The organism is Bradyrhizobium betae, assembly GCF_050632175.1.
GTDB lineage: Bacteria > Pseudomonadota > Alphaproteobacteria > Rhizobiales > Xanthobacteraceae > Bradyrhizobium > Bradyrhizobium betae_B.
The window spans coordinates 6067088-6090981 of record NZ_CP192576.1 but is presented as its reverse complement, the minus strand read 5'-3'; the positions used below and the strand labels follow the sequence as shown (position 1 = coordinate 6090981).

The following is a 23894-nucleotide window of genomic DNA, read 5'->3' as shown; positions in this document are numbered from 1 at the left end:
TGGCAAATTTTTCTCCAAGGAGACACCCATGATGAAGCGGATTTTTCTCGCAGCGATCGTCGCCACCTTTGCGGCGGGCTCGGCCCTCGCTGATGACACCTGCGCGAGCAAGGCCGTCAGCAAGGACGGCAAGCCGCTCGCCGGCGCGGCCAAGACGTCGTTCATGAAGAAGTGCAAGGAAGACGCCTGCACGCCCAAGGCCGTCAGCGCCGACGGCAAGCCGCTCGCGGGCGCCGCCAAGAACAGCTTCATGAAGAAGTGCGAAATGGGCGCGTAAGCGTCCGTACAGATCTTCAGGACTCTTCGAAAGACGTCGGGCTCGATCGAGACCGTATCGAGCCCGATTTGCTGTTTCTCTTCTCCGATTTAGCCGCTTCGATGCCTTTGCGACTTCAGCTTCCTGCGCCGGCGCAGGGATCGCGACTGGCGAGTATCCCGACTTGATCACCACAAGTTCGCAAACCACACAGGCGGCTGTACTCACGACCGCGACGATGATTTGCTTTGCGGCGAACTCACTGCTTTGCCGTCTTGCGCTCGGACCCGGATTGATCGATCCCGCGAGCTTTACGACCGTGCGGGTGCTTGCGGCGGTCGCAATTCTCGCGCTGGTGGTCTGGCAACGCTACGGGCATCTGCCGTCATTTGCCTATGCCAAGGTCAGGTCGGTGGCCGCTCTGTTCGTCTACCTGATCTGCTTCTCGTTCGCCTATGTCCGATTGCCGGCAGGCACAGGCGCGCTGATCCTGTTCACGGCCGTGCAGCTCACCATGTTCTGTGTTGCGCTGCGGGAGGGAGAGCGGTTCTCGGCAGCCGGCTGGACCGGGCTTTCGATCGCAGGTCTCGGCCTCATCTACCTGGTGCTGCCGGGTGTCAGCGCGCCCGATCCCGTCGGCGCGGTCCTGATCGCCATGTCGGGAATCGCCTGGGGCGTGTTCTCGCTATCGGCGCGGGGCGTCGACCATCCGATCGAGGCCAACGCCATCAATTTCCTCTGCTGTCTTCCGCTTGCCGGCGCGGTAAACCTCTCGCAGCTCTCCGATCTCCATGTCACGCCGACCGGGCTCGCCTACGCCATCGCATCGGGTGCGGTGGCCTCGGGGCTCGGCTATGTCATGTGGTACGTCACGCTACGATACCTGACCGCGGCCCGCGCGGCCTCCGTCCAGCTTTCCGTCCCCGCCATCGCCGCGATCGGCGGCGCGCTGTTCCTGGCCGAGCCGGTCACGCTCCGCTTGCTGCTCGCCTCCCCGCGATCCTCGGCGGCATCGCTTTGGTGCTCGCGCAGCGCAGCAAGCGTTGACGTGGATGTTCGCGCTTCAATGCCGCTTGAACCGGTAGTCGAACGCCCCGTCCAGCGGCTTGATCAGCCCGACCGTCGGCGCCGGAAAATGGATCGGCAGGATCAGCGTGTCGGTATCCGCCACCGAGGCGAAGAACTTCCGCCGCGACACCGCCGACTGCTTTGCGTCCCAATCCGGTTTCGCTGACCAGTCCGGCTCGCGGCACTGGATCTGGTGATGCATGAGGTCGCCCGCGACCACCGCGCGCTGGCCGTTCGAAAAGATGTTCACGCAGCAATGGCACGGCGAATGTCCCGGCGTCGGCGTCAGCGTCACGGTGTCGTCGAGCGCGTAATCATCGTCGACCAGCAGCGCCTGCCCCGCCTCGACGATCGGCAGGCAATTGTCGCGAAACACGGTCCCGGGTGGGTTATTGCCCTTGGCGTTCTCAGCCTCCCAGGCCGCGTATTCGCCCTTGTGGAAGACGTATTTCGCGTTCGGAAACGTCGGCACCCAGCGGCCGTCGCGCAAGCTCGTGTTCCAGCCGGTGTGGTCGATGTGCAGATGGGTGCAGAACACATAGTCGATCTGCTCGAACGAGATGCCGAGCGCGAACAGCTCGTTGCGCCAGCGCTCCTTGCCGGGAAAGTCGAACGGCGGCGGATGGCCCTTGTGCTCGCCGGTGCAGGTGTCAACCAGAATGGTGTAGCGCGGCGTGCGCACCACGAAGGTCTGATACGTGATCACCATCATGCCGCGCGCGGCATCGAACACCTCCGGCTCCATCGTCGGCAGATGGCGCTTGAACACGCCCTCGTCATAAGCCGGGAAAAATCCTGCGGCCGCCGCCACGGCCCCGCACGCTCGATCACCGCATCGATGGTGATGTCGCCGATCCGCAGTTGCTTCATGGTTGTTTCGCTCCCTTTTTGGGGAGCGTAGCGAGGGCGCTCGACACGCGCAAGCAAGCGTTCTCGTTGCAAATTTCTCGATCTGGCTGTAGCCCGGATGAAGCGTAGCGCAATCCGGGAAGGTGCCAGTGTGGTTCGCTATCGACGCAGCGTTGTCCCTGGCGGGACCTTCTTTTTCACCGCGACACTGTATGATCGAAGATCATCTGCGCTGGTCGAACACGTCGAAAAGCTGCGCGGCGCATTTCGCGCGACGCGCCTCGAAAGCCCATTCACTATCGATGCAATCGTGATCCTGCCCGAACATTTGCATGTAATCATGACCCTGCCAGAGGATGACTCAGACTTCTCGGGTCGATGGAAGCGGATCAAGAGCCTGTTCACTCATCGCGTGGTCGCTTCGGGCACACCGGTCCCCCACAATCATCGCGGTGAGTTCGCTCTCTGGCAGCGACGATTCTGGGAGCACACCATTCGCGACGAAACCGATTTCGAACGCTGCGCCGACTACATCCATTTCAACCCCGTCAAGCACGGTCTCGTCGCATCGCCGATCGACTGGCCGTACTCATCGCTGCACCGCTACGTTCGCGCGGGCATACTGCCCGCTGATTGGGGCGGCGCCGGCGAGATCAACGGCAAATTTGGCGAACGCGGAGAGTGATTCCCGGATTACGCTTCGCTCCATCCGGGCTACGGATTTCCATTACGAACGCAACCCCGGCGCTTCCTGCCCGGTCCGCGCGACATATTCGGTGTAGCCGCCGCCGAACTGGTGGATACCGTCCGGCGTCAGTTCCAGCACCCGGTTCGACAGCGTCGCCAGGAAGTGGCGATCATGCGAGACGAACAGCATGGTGCCCTCGAAATCCGCCAGCGCCGCGATCAACATTTCCTTGGTGGCGAGGTCGAGATGGTTGGTCGGCTCGTCCAGCACCAGGAAGTTCGGCGGATCGAACAGCATCTTCGCCATCACCAGACGCGCCTTCTCGCCACCCGAGAGCACGCGGCAGCGCTTCTCGACGTCGTCGCCGGAGAAGCCGAAGCAGCCGGCGAGCGCGCGCAAGGAGCCCTGCCCCGCGGTCGGAAACGCGTATTCGAGCGACTCGAACACCGTCTGCTCGCCGTCGAGCAGGTCCATCGCGTGCTGGGCGAAATAGCCCATCTTGACGCTGCCGCCGACCGCCACGGTGCCCTGATCCGGGTCGCTCGCACCGGCAATGAGCTTGAGCAGCGTCGATTTGCCGGCGCCGTTGACGCCCATCACCGCCCAGCGCTCCCTGCGGCGGATCATGAAATCGAGCCCGTCATAGATGCGCTTGCTGCCGTAACCCTTGTAGACGCTCTTGAGCGCGACGACGTCCTCGCCGGAGCGCGGCGCCGGCGGGAAGTCGAACGCCACCGTCTGGCGGCGGCGCGGCGGCTCGACCCGCTCGATCTTGTCGAGCTTCTTCACCCGGCTCTGCACCTGGGCTGCGTGCGAGGCGCGCGCCTTGAAGCGCTCGATGAACTTGATCTCCTTGGCGAGCATGGCCTGCTGACGCTCGAACTGCGCCTGCTGCTGCTTCTCGTTCTGCGCGCGCTGCTGCTCGTAGAACTCGTAATCGCCGGTGTAGGTCGTGAGCGAGCCGCTATCGATCTCGATCACCTTGGAGATCACGCGGTTGATGAACTCGCGGTCATGCGAGGTCATCAGCAGCGTGCCCTCGTAGTCGTGCAGGAACTTCTCGAGCCAGATCAGGCTTTCGAGATCGAGATGGTTGCTCGGCTCGTCGAGCAGCATGACATCGGGCCGCATCAGCAGAATGCGCGCCAGCGCCACCCTCATCTTCCAGCCGCCGGAGAGCTTGCCGACATCGCCGTCCATCATCTCCTGGCTGAACCCGAGGCCCGACAGCGCCTCGCGCGCCCGGCCGTCGAGCGCATAGCCGTCGAGCTCCTCGAACGCGTGCTGGACCTCGCCATAGCGCGCGATGATCTCGTCCATCTGGTCGGCCTTGTCAGGGTCGGCCATCGCGGTCTCGAGTGCGTGCAGCTCGGCCGCCACCGCACTCACAGGCCCCGCCCCGTCCATGACCTCGGCCACGGCGCTGCGCCCGCTCATCTCGCCCACGTCCTGGTTGAAATAGCCGATGGTGATGCCGCGATCGGTCGAGACCTGCCCCTCGTCGGGCAGTTCCTCACCGGCGATCATCCGGAACAGCGTGGTCTTGCCCGCGCCGTTCGGGCCGACCAGCCCGATCTTCTCGCCCTTGTTGAGGGCGGCGGAGGCTTCGATGAACAGGATCTGGTGGCCGGCTTGCTTGCTGACGTTGTCGAGGCGGATCATGGGGTCTTTTCAAGGGGATTTTTGCGTTGCAGCGTCATAGGCCATGCGGGCCCTCAGGGGAAGCCCGGCGGGGTCCATCGGCGTGGACCATGGCGCAACTTCGAGGCCGTAGGGTTCGCGGCCTTGGAATGGGTGGACTGGTCAAACAACCGGCGGCTCTCGAGCCCATCGGCAACATCCCGCCGGCCGAAGCCGGGCAACGCTACAACGCCATGCTGGAACAACCCGCCATGGCGGCAGAACTTAAACCAGATGGCCTCCGGCAAACCCGCGGCGGTTCATTCCGACCTCAGACGGACTCTCAGAGAGCTGCACGCAGTAAACCCTCAAATTCTTCCGCAGACGCTTTTCGCGGAGCCGTGGCATTCGAGTGGTCGGCCAACGCTCGGACAACTGTTTGAGGAATATGCCGAGCCTCGAAACCCATCTGGCCGAGCGTTACCGGTAGCTTTAACGATTGGACGAGATCGGACACCGCTGTGGCGAGGTCGGATTCGCGTGAAATGCAAAATATCTCTCTCAGCTTCTCGTATTTAGTCCCGACGCTTTGCGCGTTGAAGCGCAGAATGTGCGGCAGGAACACGCCGTTCAGCATGCCATGATGCAGTGTCGGCGAGCGTAGCGCGCCGGCGGCATGGGAAAGCGAGTGCACGGCGCCGAGCCCCTTCTGAAACGTGAGCCCACCTTCGAGCGCCGCCATCATCATCTCCCAACGCGCCTCGCGGTCGGCGCCATTTGTGACGGCACGTTCGATAAAGTGCCATGCACGCTGGGCACCGTCGAGCGCGATCGCTTCCGCCGGCGGGTTGACCAACGGCGACAGGAACGTTTCGATGCAATGCGTTAGCGCGTCGATGCCAGTTGCCGCCGTCAACAATGGCGGCAGTCCGAACGTGAGTTCAGGATCGCAGATCGCCCTTTTGGGTATCAAATATGGACTGATCAACGCCAGCTTTGAGCCATTGGTCAGATTGATCAGAGCCCCGCGGCCGACCTCGCTGCCGGTCCCCGCAGTCGTCGGGATAGCGATCACAGGCGCGACCTTCGCGGTGATCTTGCCGACACCGCCACGGATCGCCGCGTAATGCTCCAATGGCCCTTGGTGGGTCGCGGCCAAAGCTACGCCTTTGGCAAGGTCGATAGGCGAGCCGCCGCCGAGAGCAATGACGCCGTCGCAGCCGCCGTCGCGGTAGGCGACAACGCCTTCACGTACTGCTTCCTCCGTCGGATTCGGCGGAGTGCCGGCGAAAACCGAAACGGTTGTCGGATCGAGGTGGGTCAGCACCTGCGCCGCTATGCCGGCGGCCTGTACGCCGGCGTCAGTGACAACCAGCGGCCGACGAATTCCGAGAGCCTCCAATTCACTCGGCAAGCTCTTGATCGCGCCGAAGTCGAATATCGTCGTCGTCAGATAGCCAATGGTCGACACGGTTGTCTCCTCCCAATCGAAGACGAATTTGCTGCGCTGCCGAAACGTTTTTATTCATCGGATATTTAACATCGGATGATTGCGACGGCAATAAAGTCGGTGTATGGCTCTAACGTGCCAGCAGGCCTTAGAGCCGCGGTCGGGGAGTGAGCAGTCGTTGAGCGCCAAGCGCATCAAATCCGCCGAGAAGCGTTTGAAGCCAGGCCGCATCAACGCGGTTCTAACGACACTCGGCCGCGAGATCGCCCAGGAGATCATCCCGGCTGGAGCGGTACTGCCGCCCGAGAACGAGCTCGAAGCGCGGTTCGGAGTCGGCCGCGGAGTCATCCGTGAAGCAATCAAAATGCTTTCAGGAAAAGGGCTCGTCAGCGTACGGCCGCGCCATGGCACTCACGTATTACCGCGTCGCGATTGGAGCCTGCTCGATCGCGACGTCCTGAACTGGCTGGTCGGTCCGGATAAACCCGACCGCGAATTGCTGTTGGCTATTCAGGAAGTCCGCTCGATCATCGAGCCCGCTGCTGCCGCGCTGGCTGCGACGCGCGCCACCAAGCAGGACCGGCAACGCATCAATGCGGCGCTGGCAGCGATGGAAGCGTCGAACGATCAGGCTTCCGCAACGGCTGCAGACAAGGCATTTCACCTCGCCATTCTCGACGCCACGCACAATCCGGTGCTGCAGGGCTTTCGCGGCGCGATCGACACGATCCTGAGCGCGGTCTTTGTCGTCGCCGTCGACAGCATCGCTGGCTGGTTCGATGAGAATGTTGCCAACCACGCTGCCACTGCCCGCGCCATTGATGATGGTGATGAAAAAAGGGCTCGTCATGCCATGGAGCAAGTCCTCGGTTACACCCACTCCAAGCTAGCGAGAAAAAATGCCGGTGCGGTGCGGCGAGCCGCGCGGACGAGCGGCACCCGCAGCCCAAGGAAAGCGTGATGCTGCACAGGCTCTCATCCGCACTTTGGTTCGGCGCTCCCTTTATGGTGCTTATCGTTCTATGGGCTGTTTTCATCCCGTACTTCGACGTCAATCCTCGGCTGTTTCCTCATCTCTCCTCTGTGGTCGAGGCCGGGATTGAGGGAATTCAAGATGGCACCCTCGTTCAGCACATCGGAGCGAGCCTGCTGCGCGTCGCCGTCGGAACAGTGCTCGCACTATTGATCGCCATTCCATTGGGCGTTGCGATGGGCGTCAGTCCTGTTGTCTCCGGTTTCCTGACACCCTTGTTCAGGTTTTTCTCGGTGCTTGCCGGCATCGCCTGGATCCCAATTGCGACGCTTTGGTTTGGTTACGGCTTCGGCGCCATCACCTTTGTCATCTTCAATGCCGTGTTTTTCATCGTGACGTACAATACCCTGCTCGGCGTATCGACCATTCCCATTCATGTCCGCAATGCGGCCGCATCGCTCGGCGCGGGGCCATGGGCGATGCTGACTGAAGTGCTGCTGCCGGGCGCGCTTCCCAACATCGTCACCGGCATTCGCACGGGGTTGGGCTTTGCCTGGCGCGGACTTATCGCAGCAGAGATGATCGCTACCAACGTTGGCCTTGGTTACATGCTGTTTGTAGCCCGCGACTTCTATCGGACTGAAGTGATCGTGCTTGGCATGATTGTCATTGGCGTGCTTTGGCTGCTACTCGACCGGCTGGTCCTGGCACCAATCGAGCGCGCCACCATTGAACGCTGGGGCATGGTGCGGCGCGCATGAAACAGTTCCTTCTCAAGTGTTGGAGCCACTGCGTGCGCCTGACGGCGCGCTGGCCGTCGATCGGTTCCATCGCGCCTTTCATTCCGGTGATCGCGGCCTGGTGGATTGTCACAGAGCTGCAAATATTTCCCCGCGCGTTCCTGCCGGGACCAGCGGAGGTGGTGCGCTCGTTCGGATCGCTCGTTTATACGGGGATCCTGCCGGCGTACCTGCAGGACAGCCTGGTGCGCTTGGCCGTTGGCACGTTCTGGGGCATCGCACTCGGCATTCCTCTCGGAATCCTGGTGGGCCTTAGCCAGAGCGCGCGCACGGCGCTGTGGCCGCTGCTACTGTTCTTTCAGGCCATTGGCGATATTGCGTGGCTGCCGATCCTGGTCATCTGGTTCGGGTATGGCCTCACGACCATTACCGTCGTCATCGTCTACACGGTCATCTTCCCAGTGGTTTTGAACACGGTGCTGGGTGTGCGCTCGACCCCCATCACGTTGCATCGCGCTGCCCAAAGTCTTGGCGCCTCGCGCATTCGCATATTGTGGGAAGTGGTGTTGCCGGGAGCGCTGCCCAACATCGTAACCGGTCTGCGCAACGGACTCGGCTATGGCTGGCGCGCTCTGATTGCAACCGAAATCATCGTCGGCACCAGCGGTATCGGATTTCTCATGTTCGACGCGCGCCGATCCGGATCGGTCGTCGAGATCCTGCTCGGCATGATCATCCTGGGAATTCTCTGGTACATCGTCGATAGCTGGATACTGGCACCGATCGAGCGGGCTACAGGACAGCGGTGGGGACTGGTGACGCGATGAAGGATCTGACTATCCGCAATCTGTCGAAGACGTATTTCGACCCCTATGCCGGGACCAACGTCACCGCAGTGCATGATGTGTCATTGAAGGTGGAACAGGGAGAGTTCGTCTGCATCGTCGGGCCTTCGGGCTGCGGCAAGACGACGATCCTCAACATGATCGCGGGCTTCATTCCGCACACAGGCGGTGAGATCCTGGTTGGCGGCCGTCCGGTCAAGGGACCGGGGCCCGACCGCGGCGTGGTTTTCCAGTCTTTTGCCCTATTCCCGTGGCGAACCGTGCTCGAGAACGTTGCCTTCGGTCCGAAGATGCGCGGCGTCCGCAAGGTCGAGCGCGAGAAGATCGCGCATGAATATCTGGAGCTCGTAAAGCTGACCGAGGCGGCCGGGCGCTATCCCGCCGAATTGTCGGGCGGCATGCAGCAGCGTGTCGGCGTGGTGCGTGCGCTGGCGAACGAGCCGGACGTGCTGCTGATGGATGAGCCGTTCGCGAGCGTCGACGCCCAGACCCGAATGACGCTCCAGGAAGAACTGACGCGGATCTGGCAGGAGAAGCGTCCGACGGTCATCTTCATAACGCATGACGTCGCTGAAGCCGTTTTTCTCGGCAACCGGGTGGTCGCGCTGTCGAAGGGACGTGTGCTCGATGACATCCCCGTGGACTTGCCACGGCCGCGATCATGGGACGCGCTCAACGACGATGCGCGGTTCAAGGAATTGTCGGGACGCGTCCTTCAACTCGTGCGGTCGGCGTGAGTCATGTTGAAAGATGCCCTTCGATCGCGAAAGGCGCACATCCTCATGGCTGTGGCGGCTGGCTATCTGGCTTGGCAGCTTTGGCTGACGATCGCCTCACCGCACAAGATCGCGAACTTCGCCGGCGGCTCGGACAAGGTGAATATCCTCGTCGTGCTGCCGTTCGAACCTGAACGTTTCCACGTTCAGCTAATGCAGACGTACGGCCGGGTATCCGGAACACAAGAAAAATCAATTGAAGTTCGAGGAGTGAAACGCGCGGACTTGACGACCGTCGCCCGGCCTTACTGGGTTACGCGCATCGAGCCGCTTCAACCAGGGGGATGACCCGAATGCGACGACTTGCGATGCTGCTCTGCGCCTTGTTGCTGCTGCCGTCACTGGCAATGGCGCAAGCCAAGGATCCCATAAAACTCAAGGTCGGCATGGTGGCCGCGGTGGACATGCTGGCGCTGCCGATTGCGCTGGAGCGCGGCTTCTTCGAAAAGTACGGGCTCGACGTGACAATCGCCCGCCCATACGCAACCGGCGTCGATGCGCTCAATGCCTTGCAGGCAGGTGAAACCGACATGGTGCAAGCCGGCGTGCCGGCCATCGGTGCCATTCTGCGCAACATGGACCTGGTGTTCTTCGGCAACTTCAGTGGCAACGCCACAAAGCTTGGATCCGATGCCACGCTCGCCCTCATTGCCAACGGTGACTCCGGGATCGGCAAAGGCGATCTGAAAAGTCTCAAGGGCAAAAAAATAGCAACCTCATTCGGCACGATCAACCATCTCTACATTCTCGGCCTGCTCGAGAAGGCCGGCCTCGCGCCGACCGACGTGACGCCGATCAATACGCCGCCGCCGGAGATGAGCGTGGCGTTGCTTGCCAAGGGCGTTGACGCATTCGTGTGCTGGGATCCGGCACCGGTGATTGCCATGAAGGATGTGCCGGGCGCCGTCGAGGTCATCCGCGGCGGCGATGTCATCTCCTATCTCGGCTTCAATATCGCGCTGCGGCCCTGGGTGGAGAAGAACGGGGCGACGGTCGAGAAATTCCTGGCAGCCGTGTCGGAGGCCGACCAGTGGATGCGAAAAAATCCCAAGCAGGCCGCCGCGATCGGCACGCGCTGGATTCCAGGGTTGAAGCTCGACGTGGCGGAGACCGCGATGCAGTACAACGTCCAGCAGGTAGACCGCCGCATTTCCGCCCACAACTATCGCGCGCTGTGGAAGGCGCAGGATACGCTGCAACGGCTTGGCGTGATCAAGTCGGTGTTCGACGTGAACAAACACATCGAGCCCAAATTCATCCTCAACGTGATGAATACCTATCCGGACCTGTTTTCTGATCTGCAGCCCATTCCGGCAGACGTGGCAATCAAACCGGGCTTCGTGTTCAAGCCCTGAAGCTAGGTGTTGCCGCGCGCCCTGAGGCTGGTGCGCGGCAACAAACTTCCTGGTCACACACCAAGTATGCGCTTTTCAGAGTGCATAGTTTCATAACCGCTCTGTGCGCAAATCGCGACGGGGGATTTTTGCGTTGCAGCGTCATAGGCCACGCCAGGCGTGAAGGGAAGCTTGGCGGGGCACGGAATCCGCCCCGTAAGCCGCCCACGCGAAACAGGAAAGGCGCGAGCTGAACCTCACAAAGACGACGTCACCGAATGGCGGTTGCGCTCTTCATCAGCGCCACCAGCTGACTTTGCTGACCGGTGCCGGTCTTGCGAAATATCTGCTCGAGATAAGAGCGCGCGGTCGCAAACTTGATGCCGCTCTGTTCTGCCGCGACCTTGAGCGTCAGTCCGGCGGACAGGCTCACGGCAAGCTTGGCCTCTGCAGGCGTCAGGTCGAACAAGCCCGACAGCAGGCTGGGTGCAGGAACCAGCGCACTTGGCCTGGCCGGCGTGAAGACCAGAATGGAATCCCCGCCGGAAAAGACGTCCCGGGCGGAGCGCAGCAGAGGTATCACGTGCAGAACGCCTGGTTCGGTATCACCGGTGCCGGCAATCGGGATCGAGCGCACCGCGGCATCGGGCTCGCGGACCGCGGCCTGCAGCAGCTCGTTTGCCCGCCCCTGCGCAACGGTGACGCGGTCGCCGACGCCGATGTTGAGGAGATCGGAATGCTGAAGGAACGATCGATTGGTCGCGATCGCCTTTCCGTTGACGCACACCGTGGCGGCGAGCCCGAGCGTATCGAGGGCCGCGACCGTGCCCCTTGCCCGCTCGATGCCCAGTCGCGCGGCGATCAGCCCGGCTCGCGCCAGATGCGGACGCAGCGCGTTGAGACGCGCGATCTCCTCAGGTTCGTAAGAGCCCGCATCGGCCGCTTTCTGAAGAACGTAGATCGCCAGTTCGCCGGTCGGCATCAGCACGGCCGTGCAGACATGTGCGCCAATACCGCGGGCCCGCAAGTGCTGGCGGATCGGATCCTGTTCGATTTCCGCGGCTGAGAGATAGTCATCGACGACAACGAAGCTGTTTGGTCTCGTGTCGCACATCCGAACGACCGACGTCGAAAAACGCAGGTCAGGCTCGGCCAGGAATTTGCCGAGGAGATCCTGCAGATTGTCGAGCGTCACACCGCTGGCGCCGCCGGCTTCCCCGAACAGGAAGAGGGTCGAGCCGACCGAGTTGGATGTTGCGGCGAGATCGGACAAAAGCCTCGGCCAAAGCTCGGGCACGAAGGCGGCCTCGTACACGAGATCAATAATTTCCACTATCATTCCACGTCATTGGGCGGCGCAATATTCTCAGCCTAGCCGATTGGCTTTTCGCCTCGCAAGCGAAGTTGCGGTTCCCTTGCAACCGGACCCGCTGCCGTCTTTTTCATCGCAGTACGACGCAACTTTCGCCTGTGGCTCAATTGCCGCAACGCCAGAAAAGCGCGCGCCGATCCAGCCGGTACCGGCATATGCCGGTATCTGCGGCCTGCTCGCCGAACAAACTGGAGATGCTGATGATTCATACGAAGAGATCACATTCCTCCGATTGCCCCGCAGGTCCTTTATGCCATCGAAAATGATCGCTGCCTTTAGTTTCACCGATAGACATTTTTCATGGCTGGGAAGAACCGCGTTCCGGCACATCTGCCTGCTAGGGTCCGCACTCGGCGGGTCACTGGCCTTCGCAGGTGAGGCGCACAGCCAGGCCTTCAATGCGACCCCCAGCACTCAGGATGGCAGCGTAACCTACAACCGGGCAAATCCCGATGGTCCGGACACCGAGAGGGTCACGGTCAATGGGCCGGGCGCTGTGATCGACCCGCCTGCCGCAGTCATTTCGTGGGCTTTGAACAACAATCAATTCATGTTTCCAGGCCACACCGCGACGTTTCAAGGCGCCCCGGGGAACGGCAATTACGAGGTTCTGAATAGGCTCAGTTCGGGCCAGGCGGGAACGTTCGTGATCGACGGCACGATCATCGGCCGCCTGAGCGCGGTGGGCACCAATGCCGCAGGCACCCTCGCGTTTTCGGTGTCTTCGATCCAGGGACAGTCCATCACTGTCGGCTCCAATGCCGTTTTCGATGTGAATCGCGTCAGGTTCCAAAACGACCTGAATTATCCCAACGCCGTCCAGGACGTAATTTGGAACGGGACGTTCACGACGGGAGCCACGGGCGGCGGTCTCTTCCTGGAGAACTCCGATTTTACGGCCGCTGGCGGCTCGATCGGTAAAAGTCCAGGCGTCACCGCAACGACGTTGAACCTGCAGAACTCCACGTTCCGGCTGGGCAATACGAGCCTCGGACTCGATTCCGTTCTGATGTCGTCAAGCAGTTTTCGCTTCAATGGAGGCGCGTCCACGTCTGCACGCACGCTCACGCAGGCGTTTACCCTCGACGGCACGAATTCGATCTATTCCGAGGACTCCCGCAAACTGACGCTCGCCGGACCGATCGATGGCACAGGCTCGCTGCTGGCCGCGGGTTTCGGGACCACCGTTCTGGCTGGCGCGAACACCTATACCGGTACGACAACCGTGACTTTCGGGACGTTGGAGGTGAGTGGATCGATTGCGACCACCACCGATGTGATCGCGAATTCCGGCGGCACCCTTCAGGTCGACAACAGCGGGGCGTTGGGTGCGGCGCCGGTATCGCTTTCTAACGGCACGCTTCGCACCAATTTCAACGGGACATTGACTAACGCCGTTAGCTTCGGCGCGGGCATTGTCAGCACCGTGTCCGCAGCAGCCGGAACGCAAGTGACCATCGCCGGTCCCGTTTCCATGGGCGGCAACACGGTTGCGCAATTCGGCTCGTCGACGGACACCGGCACAATCGTGTATCAGCCGAGCGGCGGAGTTGGGGACCTGACGGCGCAAGTGGTGGTTGCCGGCGGCAAGCTTCTCGTGAACGGCACCCTCACGGCGCCCGCGATGACGACGGTCCATTCAGGCGCCACGCTGGGCGGCACAGGGACGTTGGGCAATGTCACCATCAACAGCGGCGGCATCTTCGCTCCCGGTGCGGCGGCCGCGCCGGGTTCGATGACGCTCTTCGGCAATCTGGCTTTTCAGTCCGGTGCAATCTACCTGGTGCAGGTTACGCCAGGAGCGGCATCGACCGCCTTGGTCGGCGGCACGGCAACTCTCACCGGCAGCACTGTGCACACAGTTTTCGCGCCCGGCAGCTATATCACTCGGCAGTACACCATCCTCACGGCGCTCGGCGGGTTTGGCGGCACGACATTCACCGGCGTCAGCGGAGGTCCCGGATTCAGCCAGAGCCTGAGCTACACCGCAACCGACGTCATTCTGAATCTCACCGCCACGCTCGGCAATGGTGAAGCATTCAACCAGAACCAGCAGAACGTCCTGACAAGCATCAATGGGTTCTTCAACAACGGCGGCGCCTTGCCCGCTGCGTTCGGCAGCCTCTTCGGCCTCAGCGGCGCGAACCTCGGCAATGCGCTCACGACCTTGTCGGGCGAAGTCGCGACCGGTTCGCAACAATCGACCTTCGATGCGATGAACCAGTTCATGGGCGTGCTTTCAGATCCCTTCATCACCGGTCGCGGCAATCCGATCAGCGGTGGGGGTAGCCCGAATGCTTTTGCGAACGAAGACGAACGGGCGACATCGCGTTCGGGCAGCGAGCGCGACGCCTATGCGGCGATGTCCACGAAGGCGCCCGCAATGACCTCGCCCTTTGCACAGCGCTGGTCCATCTGGGAAGCCGGTTTTGGCGGATCGCAGCGCACCGACGGCAACGTCGGCGTGGGCTCCAACAGCACCCGCAGCAGCCTCTACGGCGTCGCCGTCGGCGCCGACTATCGCTTCTCGCCGGACACCATCGCAGGGTTTGCGCCAGCCGGCGGCGGCACCAATTTCAGCGTCAATGGTCTCGGCTCCGGCCGCTCCGACCTTTTCCAGGCCGGTGGATTCATCCGGCACAATGTAGGCCCAGCCTACATCACCGCCGCTCTGGCTTATGGTTGGCAGGACATCACGACCGATCGCGCCGTGACGATCGCAGGCCTCGATCGCCTGCGCGCGCAGTTCCACGCCAACGCCTGGTCCGGCCGCGTCGAGGGCGGTTATCGCGTCGTCGGCCTGGGAGTTGGCTGGACGCCCTATGCGGCCGGACAATTCACCACCTTCGATCTGCCGGCCTACGCCGAGCAGGCTGATTCCGGATCCAACGCATTTGCCCTGAGCTACGCGGCCAGAACCGTCACGGCGCCTCGCAGCGAACTTGGCCTTCGCACCGACAAGTCCTTCGCGATGGAGGACGGCATCCTGACCCTGCGTGGCCGCACGGCCTGGGTCTACAATTTCAACACGGACCGCAACGCGCTGCCAACCTTCCAGGCCCTCCCCGGCGCGTCCTTCGTCGTCAACGGCGCGGCCCAGGCCGCGAACGCCGCACTCGTCACGGGAGCCGCCGAGATGAAGTGGATCAACGGCTGGTCGGTCGCGACGACGTTTGACGGCGAGTTCTCGAACGTCACGCGGTCCTACGCCGGCAAGGGCGTCGTGCGATACGCATGGTGATCGACCGCAACCGTCCTAAGCCCGCCGCATCAGCTTGAGCGAGGCAGCCAGCCGCAAGCTGCGCTTGCCTGCGAGCGCGATGCCTTCGATCTCGCCGCTCTCGGCGGTGCAGGTGCCGGAGAAACCGATCCCGACCTCGTAGCCACCGAACACGGGATTCTCGCCTCTCGCCGGCGTATGCTCCTGGTTGAGCATCTCGCCCTTCCAGCGGCCATCGGCCGACGAATAGGAACCGAGATAGTAGAAGAACGCATCGCCGCCGAGGATGCGGCCGTCGATCAGCAGCATCACGCCGGACAGCCCGGCCTCGACGCCGTCGAGCGCGCGCAGGCTCATCCCGTAGAGCCCGTCGACAATGCCGCCCTGCCCGATCGTGCCGCGCGGCGGCAGAGCCCCGTCGTCGAGCCGGGTGAGGATCGCCCAGAAATGGCCGCCCGGCATGGTGTCCGCGCTGCCCTCGAGGCGGATCTGGTCGCCGATCAGTCGGCCGCGTGCGCCGATCGTGGCAACATCGGCGCCCATCAGCGGCTTGTAGTTGGGATCGTCGTTATGCCGTTCGGTGATCACCTCGGCGACGATCTCGCCGTCGCCGCGCTCCTGATACGTACCAAGATGGGCGAACGCCGAATTGCCGCCGAGCATCTTGCCGTCGTGCAGGCACATGATGCTGCGACCGAACGCGTCGTGGATTCCGTATTCAACCTTGTAGAGCCCGTCCAGCAACGCAGTCGACCCGCAATATCCGAGGGAATTGCGGGCTACCTAGCACCCTCGCCGCACCAAGGCCATCCGGCTTTTCCGCGCAGGGCCATTCGCGAAACCGCACCCGGACATGATGCCATCATGCGCCTGTTTTGCCCGACGGGTCAATCGACATTTCGAAAAATGCGAATCAAGCGAATTCAAGGGCTTGGCTACTGTGCATGGGGTTGTTTTCGGTCTTGTCATTTTCTCGCGGTCATTACGGCTTGCCGGCGGGCGCAAACTGCTGGTTGGCGAACGGAAGCTGCTCACCGGGGACCTTGATGACGACGAAGCTGCGCTGCAACGACCGGTGGCAGGCGTTGCAGCCATCGGTCAGCTCACCGAGGCCCTTTGCGAATTTGCGACCGTCCTTCGCGTCGATCGCGTCGGAGAGCGATTGCAGCGCCGGCTCGAGCGTCGCGACATTGCCGATCGGAATGCCGGAATAGAACACGGCGGCCTCGACCAAGTTCGCCTTGAGCTGGCGCAGCTCGAAGGCGGCCAGCTCCCAGTTCTGCGCCTTGCCGGCCATCCAGAGCTTCTGGTGACGCGTCTGCGCGGCGCCCATGATGTCGCCGAGGCGCGGCACGTACTGGTCCGAGGAAGGCGTCTTCAGATCCTGCGCCGCCACGGCGGTTGCCGCTCCCCAAGCGGCCAGCGCCAGCATCCAACCTCGAAGCTTCATTGCAAGTCTCCATTCCCGTTCAAGGGAATGTAGGCCTGCACGGCCCGGCGGCCTTGCGCTCGATCAAGCCGCGTCGGCCTCGCCGACGCAAACGGTTGTCACATGAGGTGAGCTAGAAGCACAGCGTGGTGACGAGCTTGCCCGCCTTGTCCTTGATGGCATAGGGACAGCGAATACGCTCCAGCGCCTTCTTGGCGTCGTCGTCGCCGAGCGCGGCAGCGCGCTCGTAATAGGCCTTGGCGGCATCCTTGTCCTTTGGTCCGCCGCGGCCGTCCTGCGCGAAGGCGCCCATCCGCTCCAGCGCGCCGGGATGGTTTTGCGCGGCCGCCTTCTCGAACAGCGCGCGCGCCGCGACATCGTCCTGCTGGCCGCCGGTGCCGTTGGCAAGCATCAGGCCGAGCTGATACTGCGCCTCGGCGTTGGTCTCGGCGGCTCGGCCGAGCAAGGCGCGCGCCTGCGCGGGATCGGCGGGCGCACCGCCGCCGGTGCCGCCGAGCGCGGCCAGATTGCTGACGCCGCGGGGGTTGCCTGATTGCGCCGCCTTCTCAAACAGTTTTCGCGCCTGCGCCTCGTCCCTGGCGACGCCCGCGCCCGTTCCGTAGGCGACGCCAAGCTCGACCATCGCGGCGGCTCGAGCCCTTGTCGGCGGCCTTGCGCCAGGCGGCGATCGCCTCGCCGGTCTGCCGGTTGGCCGCATAGGCGCGGCCGAGCGCGAACATCGCCCGCCGCGACGACGATGCCGCCTGCCTGCAGAACTTGATCGCTGTCGCGACGTCGGAGGCGGCGAGTTCCGCCACGCCCCTCACATCGGCCGGCTTGTCGGGATCGCTGGGATCGGCCGCGAGGCGGTCGCACAGCACGAGGTCGGCCGATTGCGCCTGCGCCGCCAGCGGCGCGGCAAGCGCGAAGTGGATGGCAAGGAGATAAGTCCGCATGGGCACCACGTTGCGTCCGCGCATCGGCAAATTCAAGGCTCGAGTCCCGATTGGCGCAGAACCGGAACGACTTCGGGCGAAGCCAGATAGCGCAGCAGCCGGTCGGCGGCTTCGGCATGTTTCGCGTTCGCCATGAGGCCGGCGGAGAACACGGCCGAGGTCTGCAGATCGTGCGGGATCGGCCCGACCACCTCGATGCCCTCGACCTGCTTCAGCTCGCTGATCTGCTGCACGGCGAGGTCGGCCTCACCGCTGACGAGCCGCTCGGCCGTGAAGCCCTGCTGCACGATGGTGGCGGCGGCGTTGATCTCCGCCGCGATGCCCCAGCGCTGGATCAACTGGGCGAAATACACCCCGCTCGCGCCCAGCCGCGAATAGGCGACGGACCGCGCCGCGAGCAGCGCCTTGCGCAGCATGGCTTCGGTCGAGATATCGGGATGCGCCTGCCCCGCCCGCACGGCGATGCCGACGAAGGAGCGCGCCAGATCAGCCGCGCTGCCCGCGACCACGCGGCCCTCGCCGATCATCTCGTCGAGTCCCTCGCGCGTGAGGATCACGAGATCGGCGGCCTCGCCGTCACGCAGCCGCTTGAGCAGCGCCAGCGTCGGCGCGAAGTCGGCATCGACATGAATGCCTGTCGCGCTCTCGAAGGCGGAGGACAGGCTGCGCATCGCGCCCATCAGGCCGAGCGTCGAGAGCATGCGAATTTTTTCCATGGTCATTTCCTGTCGCGATCAGGCGCGGTGCATCAGCCTGAGCGCGGCGGTGAGGCGCAGGCTGCGCTTGCCGGCCAGCGCGGTTGCCTCCATCACGGCCAGCTCGGCGTCGTAGCTGCCGGAGAAGCCGATGCCAACCTCGTGGCCGCCGAAGATCGGATCGTCCTTGGCCGGCGTATGCTCCTGGTTGAGGATCTGGCCCTTCCAGCGCCCGTGGGCGGCGGTGTAGCTGCCGAGATAGTAGAACGAGGCATCACCGCCAAGAATGCGGCCCCCGTTGAGCAGCATCACGCCGGTGAGGCCGCCATCGACGCCATCGAGCATGCGCAGATGGATCGAATAGAGGCCGTCGGCAATGCCGGCCTCGCCGACGCCGCCGGCGATCGGCACCTCGTCCTCCGTGATCGGCGTCATCAGCGACTGGAAGGGAACGCCGGGCAGCTCCTTGAGCTCGCCCTTGAAATGATAGAGATCGCCGTCGGCCCGGCCCTTCGCCATCAACGTGGCATCGTCGGTGCCGGCCATCGCGCGATAGGCCGGGTCGGGATTGTGGCGGACGGTCTTGATGACGATATCGACGCCGCCTTCGGTCTTCTCGTAGCTGCCGATATGGGCGAACGCCGAATTGCCGCCGAGCATCGTGCCGTTGCCGGCGTGCATCACGCTCCGGCCGACCGCGTCGCCGAGCTGAAACCTGACCTTGTAGAAGCCTTCAAACACCAGCCGTGTCCCTGGCCCCGCGCGCATCCGGAGAATACTCTATCCCGGTTTGGGCGGCGATGGACAGACGTCAAGCCGGCATCGCCGGCAGACCCACAACAACGACTGTCATAAGAACGCAAAAAATCCGCCGGAGCTTGTCGCTCCGGCGGATCGAGAGCCAACCCGGGCCAGCCCCCCAGCCCGGGCCGGGAGGATCTTAGGCGGCCGCCTTCTTGTCGGCCGGGACGGACGCGATCGTCTTCAGGATCTGCGAGGCGATCTGGTATGGGTCGCCCTGCGAGTTCGGACGGCGGTCTTCCAGATAGCCCTTGTACCCGTTGTTGACGAAGGAGTGCGGAACGCGGATCGAGGCGCCGCGATCGGCGATGCCGTAGCTGAACTTGTTCCACGGCGCAGTCTCGTGCTTGCCGGTCAGACGCTTGTCGTTGTCCGGGCCGTAGACGGCGATGTGGTCCATCAGGTTCTTGTCGAAGGCCGCCATCAGCGCCTCGAAGTACTCCTTGCCGCCGACCGTACGCATGTATTCGGTCGAGAAGTTGGCGTGCATGCCGGAGCCGTTCCAGTCGGTGTCGCCGAGCGGCTTGCAATGGAACTCGATGTCGATGCCGTACTTCTCGGTCAGGCGCAGCATCAGGTAGCGGGCCATCCACATTTCGTCAGCGGCCTTCTTGGAGCCCTTGCCGAAGATCTGGAATTCCCACTGGCCCTTCGCGACTTCCGCGTTGATGCCTTCATGGTTGATGCCGGCGGCCAGGCGGAGGTCGAGATGCTCTTCGACGATCTTGCGGGCGACGTCGCCGACGTTCGAGAAGCCGACGCCGGTGTAGTACGGGCCCTGCGGCGCCGGATAGCCGGAGACCGGGAAGCCGAGCGGACGGCCGTCCTTGTAGAAGAAGTATTCCTGCTCGAAGCCGAACCAGGCGCCGGCGTCGTCGAGAATGGTGGCGCGCTTGTTGGTCGAGTGCGGAGTCTTGCCATCGGGCATCATGACTTCGCACATCACGAGCACGCCGTTGGTGCGCGCGGCGTCCGGGAAGACGGCGACCGGCTTCAGCACGCAATCGGAGCTGTGGCCTTCGGCCTGCTGGGTGGAGGAGCCATCGAAGCCCCAGAGCGGAAGCTGCTCGAGCGTCGGGAACGACGCGAATTCCTTGATCTGGGTTTTGCCGCGCAAGTTCGGAGTCGGCGTATATCCGTCGAGCCAGATGTACTCGAGCTTATACTTGGTCATTGAGCCTCTCTGTAGATGATGCGAAAGGTGGGGGCCCGGGGGCCCCCGCACGATTGTTTACCCGGCCAACATCGGCCGGCCCTTTACAAGCATTTAACGTGCCAAAAGGCCGCAGCGCGCTGGGTTTTCGACGGCGCCCGGGATGTCCCCGGAGGAGGCAATCCGTCCAGACTGGCGTGCGTCATAGCCGCGCACCGTTGCGTGAAGCTGCACTGCAAAAACCCTGAGGAAAACGCCTGATTCCGCAGCACCCGGGCCGGTGCTGGAGGTTGCCGATGAATCGCGCATCAACGTCCAGCAATTTTCGCGAAGTCTCGGGCCGTGCTCAGCAACCTTTGGAATGGCCCAAGCGTTGGTCACCGATCGGCTGCCTTGGCGGATGCAGAAGGCGAACTGCCTACGAAATAAGCTGAAACTGATTTCCTTTTCAGCACTTTCCAATCCGGGATGTGCGGCCGATATGGGGATTCCAGTAACCACAATCGAACGAGTCGGGCGCACCATGGAGGCCAAGGCGCTTCGACCCGGGAGCAAATTGAAATGATGAACAACGGACTGAGTCACGGATCTGCGAAGATCTATCAATTCCCCGTCGGGGGCCGCGCGGCTCTCGCCGGACACCGCTATGGCGATCCCCGCTTCCCCGCCGATCACGCTTCGCTTCCCGCGAACGTCTCGATCTGCAGCGACAGCTGGTACCATCAGGACGCGGTTGATGAAGCCAAGCCCAAATGGGAACGCTAATGCCAGTGTTTGGTAAGATACCGCCGCGCTCTCGCAAGCGCCCGGCGGCAGTTTGAAAAAGGGTCGAAACAACGAGGTTTCGACCCTTTTTGATTCTTGCAACCCTCCCGCCTAGAGCCCGGCCTTCTCGATCACCGCGCAGACCGTCATCGGTCGCTTGAGATGCTTGACCGTGGTCGCCCCGCTGTTGGGGATTCTCAACGTGATCCCAGACCCCGAATAGCGCGCGCCCGAGACCGTCAGCCGCTTGGCGAGCGTCGCCGGCTCGCCGTCGATCTGGACGAAGGCGCGCTTGTCGTCGTCATAAAATCCGACGATGAACTGCGTACCATCAGCGCAACGGTAGGTCCGGAACGTCTGCGCGTCCGCCTGGGGCGTACTGAGAATTCCGCCCGCAAGCATGGTGATCGCCAAAAGAATGGCCTTGTGCCGGCCCATGATCGCCCCCTGTAATAGAACTCAAGGACGCCTATCAAGCGCGTCCGGTGGAAACATAGCCCAAGCTGAACCCATGCAAGAATTTTCCTTAAAGGACTCCCCTGCCCGCCATCTCAGCCTGCAAGGCGCCAGCAATTTTCGCGACCTCGGCGGCTACGCCACGAACGACGGCCGCACCACGCGCTGGCGGCACATTTTCCGCTCCAACCATCTCGGCCAACTCACCGCCGCCGACATCGAGATTGTCCGTGCGCTCGGCGTCAAAAGCGCATTCGACTTTCGCGGCGTCGAGGAGCGCGCGGCCGGAGTCTGCGTCGTGAACGAGATCACCGTGCACTCGTTGCCGATCGAGCCCACGGTGGTGGCCGCACTGCGCGCCGAGCTCGCCAGGGGCGCGCTGACCGCGCCTGTGGCGGCTCGAGCTCATGCGTGAGTCCTATCGCAACTATGTCCGCCACAACACGCCCAGCTTTCGCAACCTGTTCGGTCATCTTCTGGAAGATCGTGCCCCGCTCGTGATCCACTGCACCGCCGGCAAGGACCGTACCGGCTTTGCCAGCGCGCTGATCCTGCATGCGCTGGGCGTGCCCGATGACGTCATTGCCGAGGACTATCTGCTGACCAACCGGTACTACAAGCGCGATGCGACGGCCGCCACCGATCTGCCGGACGATGTGCGCAATGCCATCGGGAACGTCGAGGCTTCGTATCTCGCGGCGGCCTTCGAAGCCGTCGACCAGGAATATGGCGATCTCGAAACCTATTTGCACGACGGGCTCAAGCTCGGCGCGACCGAGAGGACCGCACTGAAAGAGCGATATCTGCAGGCGTGATCAGGATTTCCACTCGGCCGGCAACCAGCTTGCCGCCAAGGTCGCATCGGTGATCGAACGACACAGGGCCTTCGAAACCTGCTGTGTACTCCAGTCGCTCTGATGCAGCATGTCGGGCCGATCGGTGGGATCGAGCAATTGGTCGAATGACACCCCGTTCTGCACATGCCAATGCCGCATCAAGGCCCAGCGCTTGAATAAGTTCACCTCGGCATCGTTTGCTATCTTGCGGATCCCGGAGACCATCTCTTCTGCCAAGTCCGGGTTATCGTCGCGGAGCATGGCGGTCACATATTGCGGGTCGATCAACACGACATCGATCGGATGCTCGGACAATCGGCGGACCCCTTCGGCGATCGCGTCGATCACCCGTTCGAAGTCGAACTCCTTCTTGCGGAAAACCGCATTGGTGCCGACCTGCCAAAGCACGAGCGAAGGTTTCTCATCGAAAATGTCGCCCTTGAAACGATCGAGTTCCTGCGGCGCCTCCTCGCCTCCCCTGCCGCGATTGGCAACCTCGATCCGGATGTCCACTAAATGCGGCCCATAGTTCTGCCTGAGATACATCTCGAGCCGATAGGGGTATGGAACGACGTCCTCGCGTCCGGCCGTCGAGGACGATCCCATGGCCACGATGCGAACCGAGTCCTTTCCGCGCAACGCGTCAAAGAAGTTTTGCAGGGGGTGTTCGAGCTTGATGATGCCTTGGGGAAAATCTACCGCCGGCGGGTTGTCCGACATATCAACCGCCTCCTGCCATCTAAAATTGCAGCGATCATTCAGCCTTGAAGCCGCCGCCATTGCAAGTCCAATTCGGACCGGGAATAGTCCGGGCGAGTTGAACGACGGAGAGCCTCGTGCAGGGAAAAGTTATCGTCATCACCGGCGCGCTCGGCGCGCTTGGCAAGGTCGTTGCCGAAACCGCGCAGTCACGCGGCGCGCGTATAGCCTGCATCGATCATGCACCCTCGCAACTCCCGGCAACGCCTGAGCGCATCGAGATCGGCGGCGTCGATCTGTCCGACGCGGCACAGGCGACGACAGCGATCGAGGCGGCCGCAAAGCATTTCGGCCGGATCGACGCGCTGATCAACATTGCCGGCGGCTTCGCCTTCGAGACCGTCGGCGACGGCGACATCAAGACGTGGCAACGCATGCATGCGCTCAACGTGCTGACCGCCCTCAACGCCTCGCACGCCGCCCTGCCGCATCTCGCCGCATCCAGGTCCGGCCGCATCGTCAATATCGGCGCGATGGGCGCGCTTCAGGCCGGCTCCGGGATGGGCCCGTATGCGGCGTCCAAAGCCGGCGTGCATCGCCTCACCGAGGCTCTGGCGAGCGAGTGGAAAGGCAAAATCACGGTGAATGCGGTGCTGCCGTCGATCATCGACACCAAAGCCAACCGCACGGATATGCCGAACGCGGATTTTTCCAAATGGGTGACGCCGGTGGAACTCGCCGAGGTGATCCTGTTCCTCGTCAGCGACGCTGCGAGCGGTATCACCGGCGCGCTGATCCCCGTGAGCGGGCGGGTGTAGCCGCATTCAGATCGGAGGGTCCGGTCTATCGGCTCTGATTCAATCGAAGCCGGGAACGCTCTAGACTGTCCGCAACTGATTCTCCGATCGGACAC

The 23894-nt window shown here is 62.9% G+C and carries 22 protein-coding genes and 5 pseudogenes; 14 read left to right on the top strand and 13 right to left on the bottom strand.

What is annotated here, in order from left to right; all coding sequences use genetic code 11:
- Nucleotides 1-28 precede the first annotated feature (28 nt).
- Both ACQ86E_RS29240 and ACQ86E_RS29235 read left to right on the top strand, forming a co-directional pair.
- The gene (locus tag ACQ86E_RS29240) at nt 29-277 is read left to right on the top strand and encodes a hypothetical protein (RefSeq protein WP_431202927.1); all 249 of its coding nucleotides are present in this window, start codon (nt 29-31) and stop codon (nt 275-277) included.
- Nucleotides 278-494: 217 nt separating this feature from the next.
- Nucleotides 495-1187, top strand: a pseudogene (locus tag ACQ86E_RS29235) (DMT family transporter); the annotation flags it as partial.
- 132 nt (nt 1188-1319) lie between these two features.
- Here the strand turns inward: ACQ86E_RS29235 and ACQ86E_RS29230 are convergent.
- Nucleotides 1320-2194, bottom strand: a pseudogene (locus ACQ86E_RS29230) (MBL fold metallo-hydrolase).
- Between the two features lie 130 nt (nt 2195-2324).
- Between ACQ86E_RS29230 and ACQ86E_RS29225 the strand changes: the two are divergent.
- On the top strand, nt 2325-2858 hold the full coding sequence (locus ACQ86E_RS29225; RefSeq protein ID WP_431206588.1) for an REP-associated tyrosine transposase: 534 nt from the start codon (nt 2325-2327) through the stop codon (nt 2856-2858).
- Nucleotides 2859-2900: 42 nt separating this feature from the next.
- Here the strand turns inward: ACQ86E_RS29225 and ACQ86E_RS29220 are convergent, their stop codons facing one another.
- On the bottom strand, nt 2901-4523 hold the full coding sequence (locus ACQ86E_RS29220; protein ID WP_431202926.1) for an ABC-F family ATP-binding cassette domain-containing protein: 1623 nt from the start codon (nt 4521-4523) through the stop codon (nt 2901-2903).
- Between the two features lie 72 nt (nt 4524-4595).
- On the opposite strand from ACQ86E_RS29220, the pseudogene ACQ86E_RS29215 reads away from it, so the two are divergent.
- A pseudogene (locus ACQ86E_RS29215) lies at nt 4596-4924 on the top strand (hypothetical protein); the annotation flags it as partial.
- On the opposite strand, the gene ACQ86E_RS29210 reads toward ACQ86E_RS29215, so the two are convergent.
- Nucleotides 4825-5952: an iron-containing alcohol dehydrogenase gene (locus ACQ86E_RS29210; RefSeq protein WP_431202925.1), complete on the bottom strand. Its 1128-nt coding sequence runs from the start codon at nt 5950-5952 to the stop codon at nt 4825-4827. The pseudogene ACQ86E_RS29215 and the gene ACQ86E_RS29210 sit on opposite strands and share 100 nt — an antisense overlap.
- A 157-nt stretch (nt 5953-6109) precedes the next feature.
- Between ACQ86E_RS29210 and ACQ86E_RS29205 the strand changes: the two genes are divergently transcribed.
- The 6 genes from ACQ86E_RS29205 to ACQ86E_RS29180 are packed head-to-tail and all read left to right on the top strand — an operon-like array spanning nt 6110 to nt 10620.
- Entirely contained in the window at nt 6110-6892 is a 783-nt protein-coding gene (locus ACQ86E_RS29205; RefSeq protein WP_431202924.1) for a FadR/GntR family transcriptional regulator, read from the top strand.
- Nucleotides 6892-7665 (top strand): ABC transporter permease, encoded by a 774-nt coding sequence (locus ACQ86E_RS29200; protein ID WP_431202923.1) that lies wholly within the window; start codon nt 6892-6894, stop codon nt 7663-7665. Before ACQ86E_RS29205 ends, ACQ86E_RS29200 begins: the two co-directional genes overlap by 1 nt.
- Nucleotides 7662-8471 (top strand): ABC transporter permease, encoded by an 810-nt coding sequence (locus ACQ86E_RS29195; protein ID WP_431202922.1) that lies wholly within the window; start codon nt 7662-7664, stop codon nt 8469-8471. Before ACQ86E_RS29200 ends, ACQ86E_RS29195 begins: the two co-directional genes overlap by 4 nt.
- Nucleotides 8468-9226 carry an ABC transporter ATP-binding protein gene (locus tag ACQ86E_RS29190; RefSeq protein WP_431202921.1) on the top strand — a complete coding sequence of 253 codons (759 nt, stop codon included), beginning with the start codon at nt 8468-8470 and terminating at the stop codon, nt 9224-9226. The genes ACQ86E_RS29195 and ACQ86E_RS29190 overlap by 4 nt, the downstream gene beginning before the upstream one ends.
- A 3-nt stretch (nt 9227-9229) precedes the next feature.
- Nucleotides 9230-9553 carry a hypothetical protein gene (locus ACQ86E_RS29185; RefSeq protein WP_431202920.1) on the top strand — a complete coding sequence of 108 codons (324 nt, stop codon included), beginning with the start codon at nt 9230-9232 and terminating at the stop codon, nt 9551-9553.
- Between the two features lie 5 nt (nt 9554-9558).
- Complete coding sequence (locus ACQ86E_RS29180) at nt 9559-10620, top strand: ABC transporter substrate-binding protein (protein WP_431202919.1); 1062 nt, start codon at nt 9559-9561, stop codon at nt 10618-10620.
- 250 nt (nt 10621-10870) lie between these two features.
- On the opposite strand, the gene ACQ86E_RS29175 is transcribed toward ACQ86E_RS29180, so the two are convergent.
- Nucleotides 10871-11932, bottom strand: coding sequence for a helix-turn-helix transcriptional regulator (locus ACQ86E_RS29175; RefSeq protein WP_431202918.1), 1062 nt, complete (start codon nt 11930-11932; stop codon nt 10871-10873).
- Between the two features lie 46 nt (nt 11933-11978).
- Here ACQ86E_RS29175 and ACQ86E_RS29170 point away from each other — a divergent pair, with 46 nt between their 5' ends.
- Nucleotides 11979-15212 carry an autotransporter domain-containing protein gene (locus tag ACQ86E_RS29170; RefSeq protein WP_431202917.1) on the top strand — a complete coding sequence of 1078 codons (3234 nt, stop codon included), beginning with the start codon at nt 11979-11981 and terminating at the stop codon, nt 15210-15212.
- A 15-nt stretch (nt 15213-15227) separates the two neighbouring features.
- Here the strand turns inward: ACQ86E_RS29170 and ACQ86E_RS29165 are convergent, their stop codons facing one another.
- From ACQ86E_RS29165 to ACQ86E_RS29135, 7 genes and pseudogenes are all read right to left on the bottom strand, one after another.
- Nucleotides 15228-15935, bottom strand: a complete 708-nt coding sequence (locus tag ACQ86E_RS29165) for a GrlR family regulatory protein (RefSeq protein ID WP_431202916.1) — start codon at nt 15933-15935, stop codon at nt 15228-15230.
- A 238-nt stretch (nt 15936-16173) separates the two neighbouring features.
- Nucleotides 16174-16641: a hypothetical protein gene (locus ACQ86E_RS29160; protein ID WP_431202915.1), complete on the bottom strand. Its 468-nt coding sequence runs from the start codon at nt 16639-16641 to the stop codon at nt 16174-16176.
- Between the two features lie 112 nt (nt 16642-16753).
- Nucleotides 16754-17576, bottom strand: a pseudogene (locus ACQ86E_RS29155) (tetratricopeptide repeat protein).
- A 32-nt stretch (nt 17577-17608) separates the two neighbouring features.
- On the bottom strand, nt 17609-18292 hold the full coding sequence (locus ACQ86E_RS29150; RefSeq protein ID WP_431202914.1) for a substrate-binding domain-containing protein: 684 nt from the start codon (nt 18290-18292) through the stop codon (nt 17609-17611).
- Nucleotides 18293-18310: 18 nt separating this feature from the next.
- The gene (locus ACQ86E_RS29145) at nt 18311-19012 is read right to left on the bottom strand and encodes a GrlR family regulatory protein (protein WP_431202913.1); all 702 of its coding nucleotides are present in this window, start codon (nt 19010-19012) and stop codon (nt 18311-18313) included.
- 199 nt (nt 19013-19211) lie between these two features.
- The gene (locus ACQ86E_RS29140; protein WP_431202912.1) at nt 19212-20246 is read right to left on the bottom strand and encodes a glutamine synthetase beta-grasp domain-containing protein; all 1035 of its coding nucleotides are present in this window, start codon (nt 20244-20246) and stop codon (nt 19212-19214) included.
- A 93-nt stretch (nt 20247-20339) separates the two neighbouring features.
- Complete coding sequence (locus tag ACQ86E_RS29135) at nt 20340-20759, bottom strand: hypothetical protein (RefSeq protein ID WP_431202911.1); 420 nt, start codon at nt 20757-20759, stop codon at nt 20340-20342.
- A gap of 27 nt (nt 20760-20786) precedes the next feature.
- On the opposite strand from ACQ86E_RS29135, the gene ACQ86E_RS29130 reads away from it, so the two are divergent.
- Nucleotides 20787-20990 (top strand): DUF2735 domain-containing protein, encoded by a 204-nt coding sequence (locus tag ACQ86E_RS29130; protein WP_015686569.1) that lies wholly within the window; start codon nt 20787-20789, stop codon nt 20988-20990.
- A 111-nt stretch (nt 20991-21101) separates the two neighbouring features.
- Here ACQ86E_RS29130 and ACQ86E_RS29125 read toward each other — a convergent pair whose 3' ends face one another.
- Complete coding sequence (locus ACQ86E_RS29125; protein ID WP_431202910.1) at nt 21102-21428, bottom strand: MliC family protein; 327 nt, start codon at nt 21426-21428, stop codon at nt 21102-21104.
- Between the two features lie 73 nt (nt 21429-21501).
- Here ACQ86E_RS29125 and ACQ86E_RS29120 point away from each other — a divergent pair.
- A pseudogene (locus ACQ86E_RS29120) lies at nt 21502-22261 on the top strand (tyrosine-protein phosphatase).
- Here the strand turns inward: ACQ86E_RS29120 and ACQ86E_RS29115 are convergent.
- Nucleotides 22262-23002, bottom strand: coding sequence for an SGNH/GDSL hydrolase family protein (locus tag ACQ86E_RS29115; protein WP_431202909.1), 741 nt, complete (start codon nt 23000-23002; stop codon nt 22262-22264).
- 116 nt (nt 23003-23118) lie between these two features.
- On the opposite strand from ACQ86E_RS29115, the gene ACQ86E_RS29110 reads away from it, so the two are divergent.
- Nucleotides 23119-23799 (top strand): SDR family oxidoreductase, encoded by a 681-nt coding sequence (locus ACQ86E_RS29110; RefSeq protein ID WP_431202908.1) that lies wholly within the window; start codon nt 23119-23121, stop codon nt 23797-23799.
- Nucleotides 23800-23894 lie beyond the last annotated feature (95 nt).

Coding starts and splice junctions, on each gene's coding strand:
- ACQ86E_RS29240 (WP_431202927.1), top strand. CDS start 29: ATGATGAAGCGGATTTTTCTCGCAGCGATCGTCGCCACCTTTGCGGCG.
- ACQ86E_RS29220 (WP_431202926.1), bottom strand. CDS start 4,523: ATGATCCGCCTCGACAACGTCAGCAAGCAAGCCGGCCACCAGATCCTG.
- ACQ86E_RS29200 (WP_431202923.1), top strand. CDS start 6,892: ATGCTGCACAGGCTCTCATCCGCACTTTGGTTCGGCGCTCCCTTTATG.
- ACQ86E_RS29195 (WP_431202922.1), top strand. CDS start 7,662: ATGAAACAGTTCCTTCTCAAGTGTTGGAGCCACTGCGTGCGCCTGACG.
- ACQ86E_RS29190 (WP_431202921.1), top strand. CDS start 8,468: ATGAAGGATCTGACTATCCGCAATCTGTCGAAGACGTATTTCGACCCC.
- ACQ86E_RS29185 (WP_431202920.1), top strand. CDS start 9,230: ATGTTGAAAGATGCCCTTCGATCGCGAAAGGCGCACATCCTCATGGCT.
- ACQ86E_RS29180 (WP_431202919.1), top strand. CDS start 9,559: ATGCGACGACTTGCGATGCTGCTCTGCGCCTTGTTGCTGCTGCCGTCA.
- ACQ86E_RS29160 (WP_431202915.1), bottom strand. CDS start 16,641: ATGAAGCTTCGAGGTTGGATGCTGGCGCTGGCCGCTTGGGGAGCGGCA.
- ACQ86E_RS29150 (WP_431202914.1), bottom strand. CDS start 18,292: ATGGAAAAAATTCGCATGCTCTCGACGCTCGGCCTGATGGGCGCGATG.
- ACQ86E_RS29140 (WP_431202912.1), bottom strand. CDS start 20,246: ATGACCAAGTATAAGCTCGAGTACATCTGGCTCGACGGATATACGCCG.
- ACQ86E_RS29130 (WP_015686569.1), top strand. CDS start 20,787: ATGATGAACAACGGACTGAGTCACGGATCTGCGAAGATCTATCAATTC.
- ACQ86E_RS29125 (WP_431202910.1), bottom strand. CDS start 21,428: ATGGGCCGGCACAAGGCCATTCTTTTGGCGATCACCATGCTTGCGGGC.
- ACQ86E_RS29115 (WP_431202909.1), bottom strand. CDS start 23,002: ATGTCGGACAACCCGCCGGCGGTAGATTTTCCCCAAGGCATCATCAAG.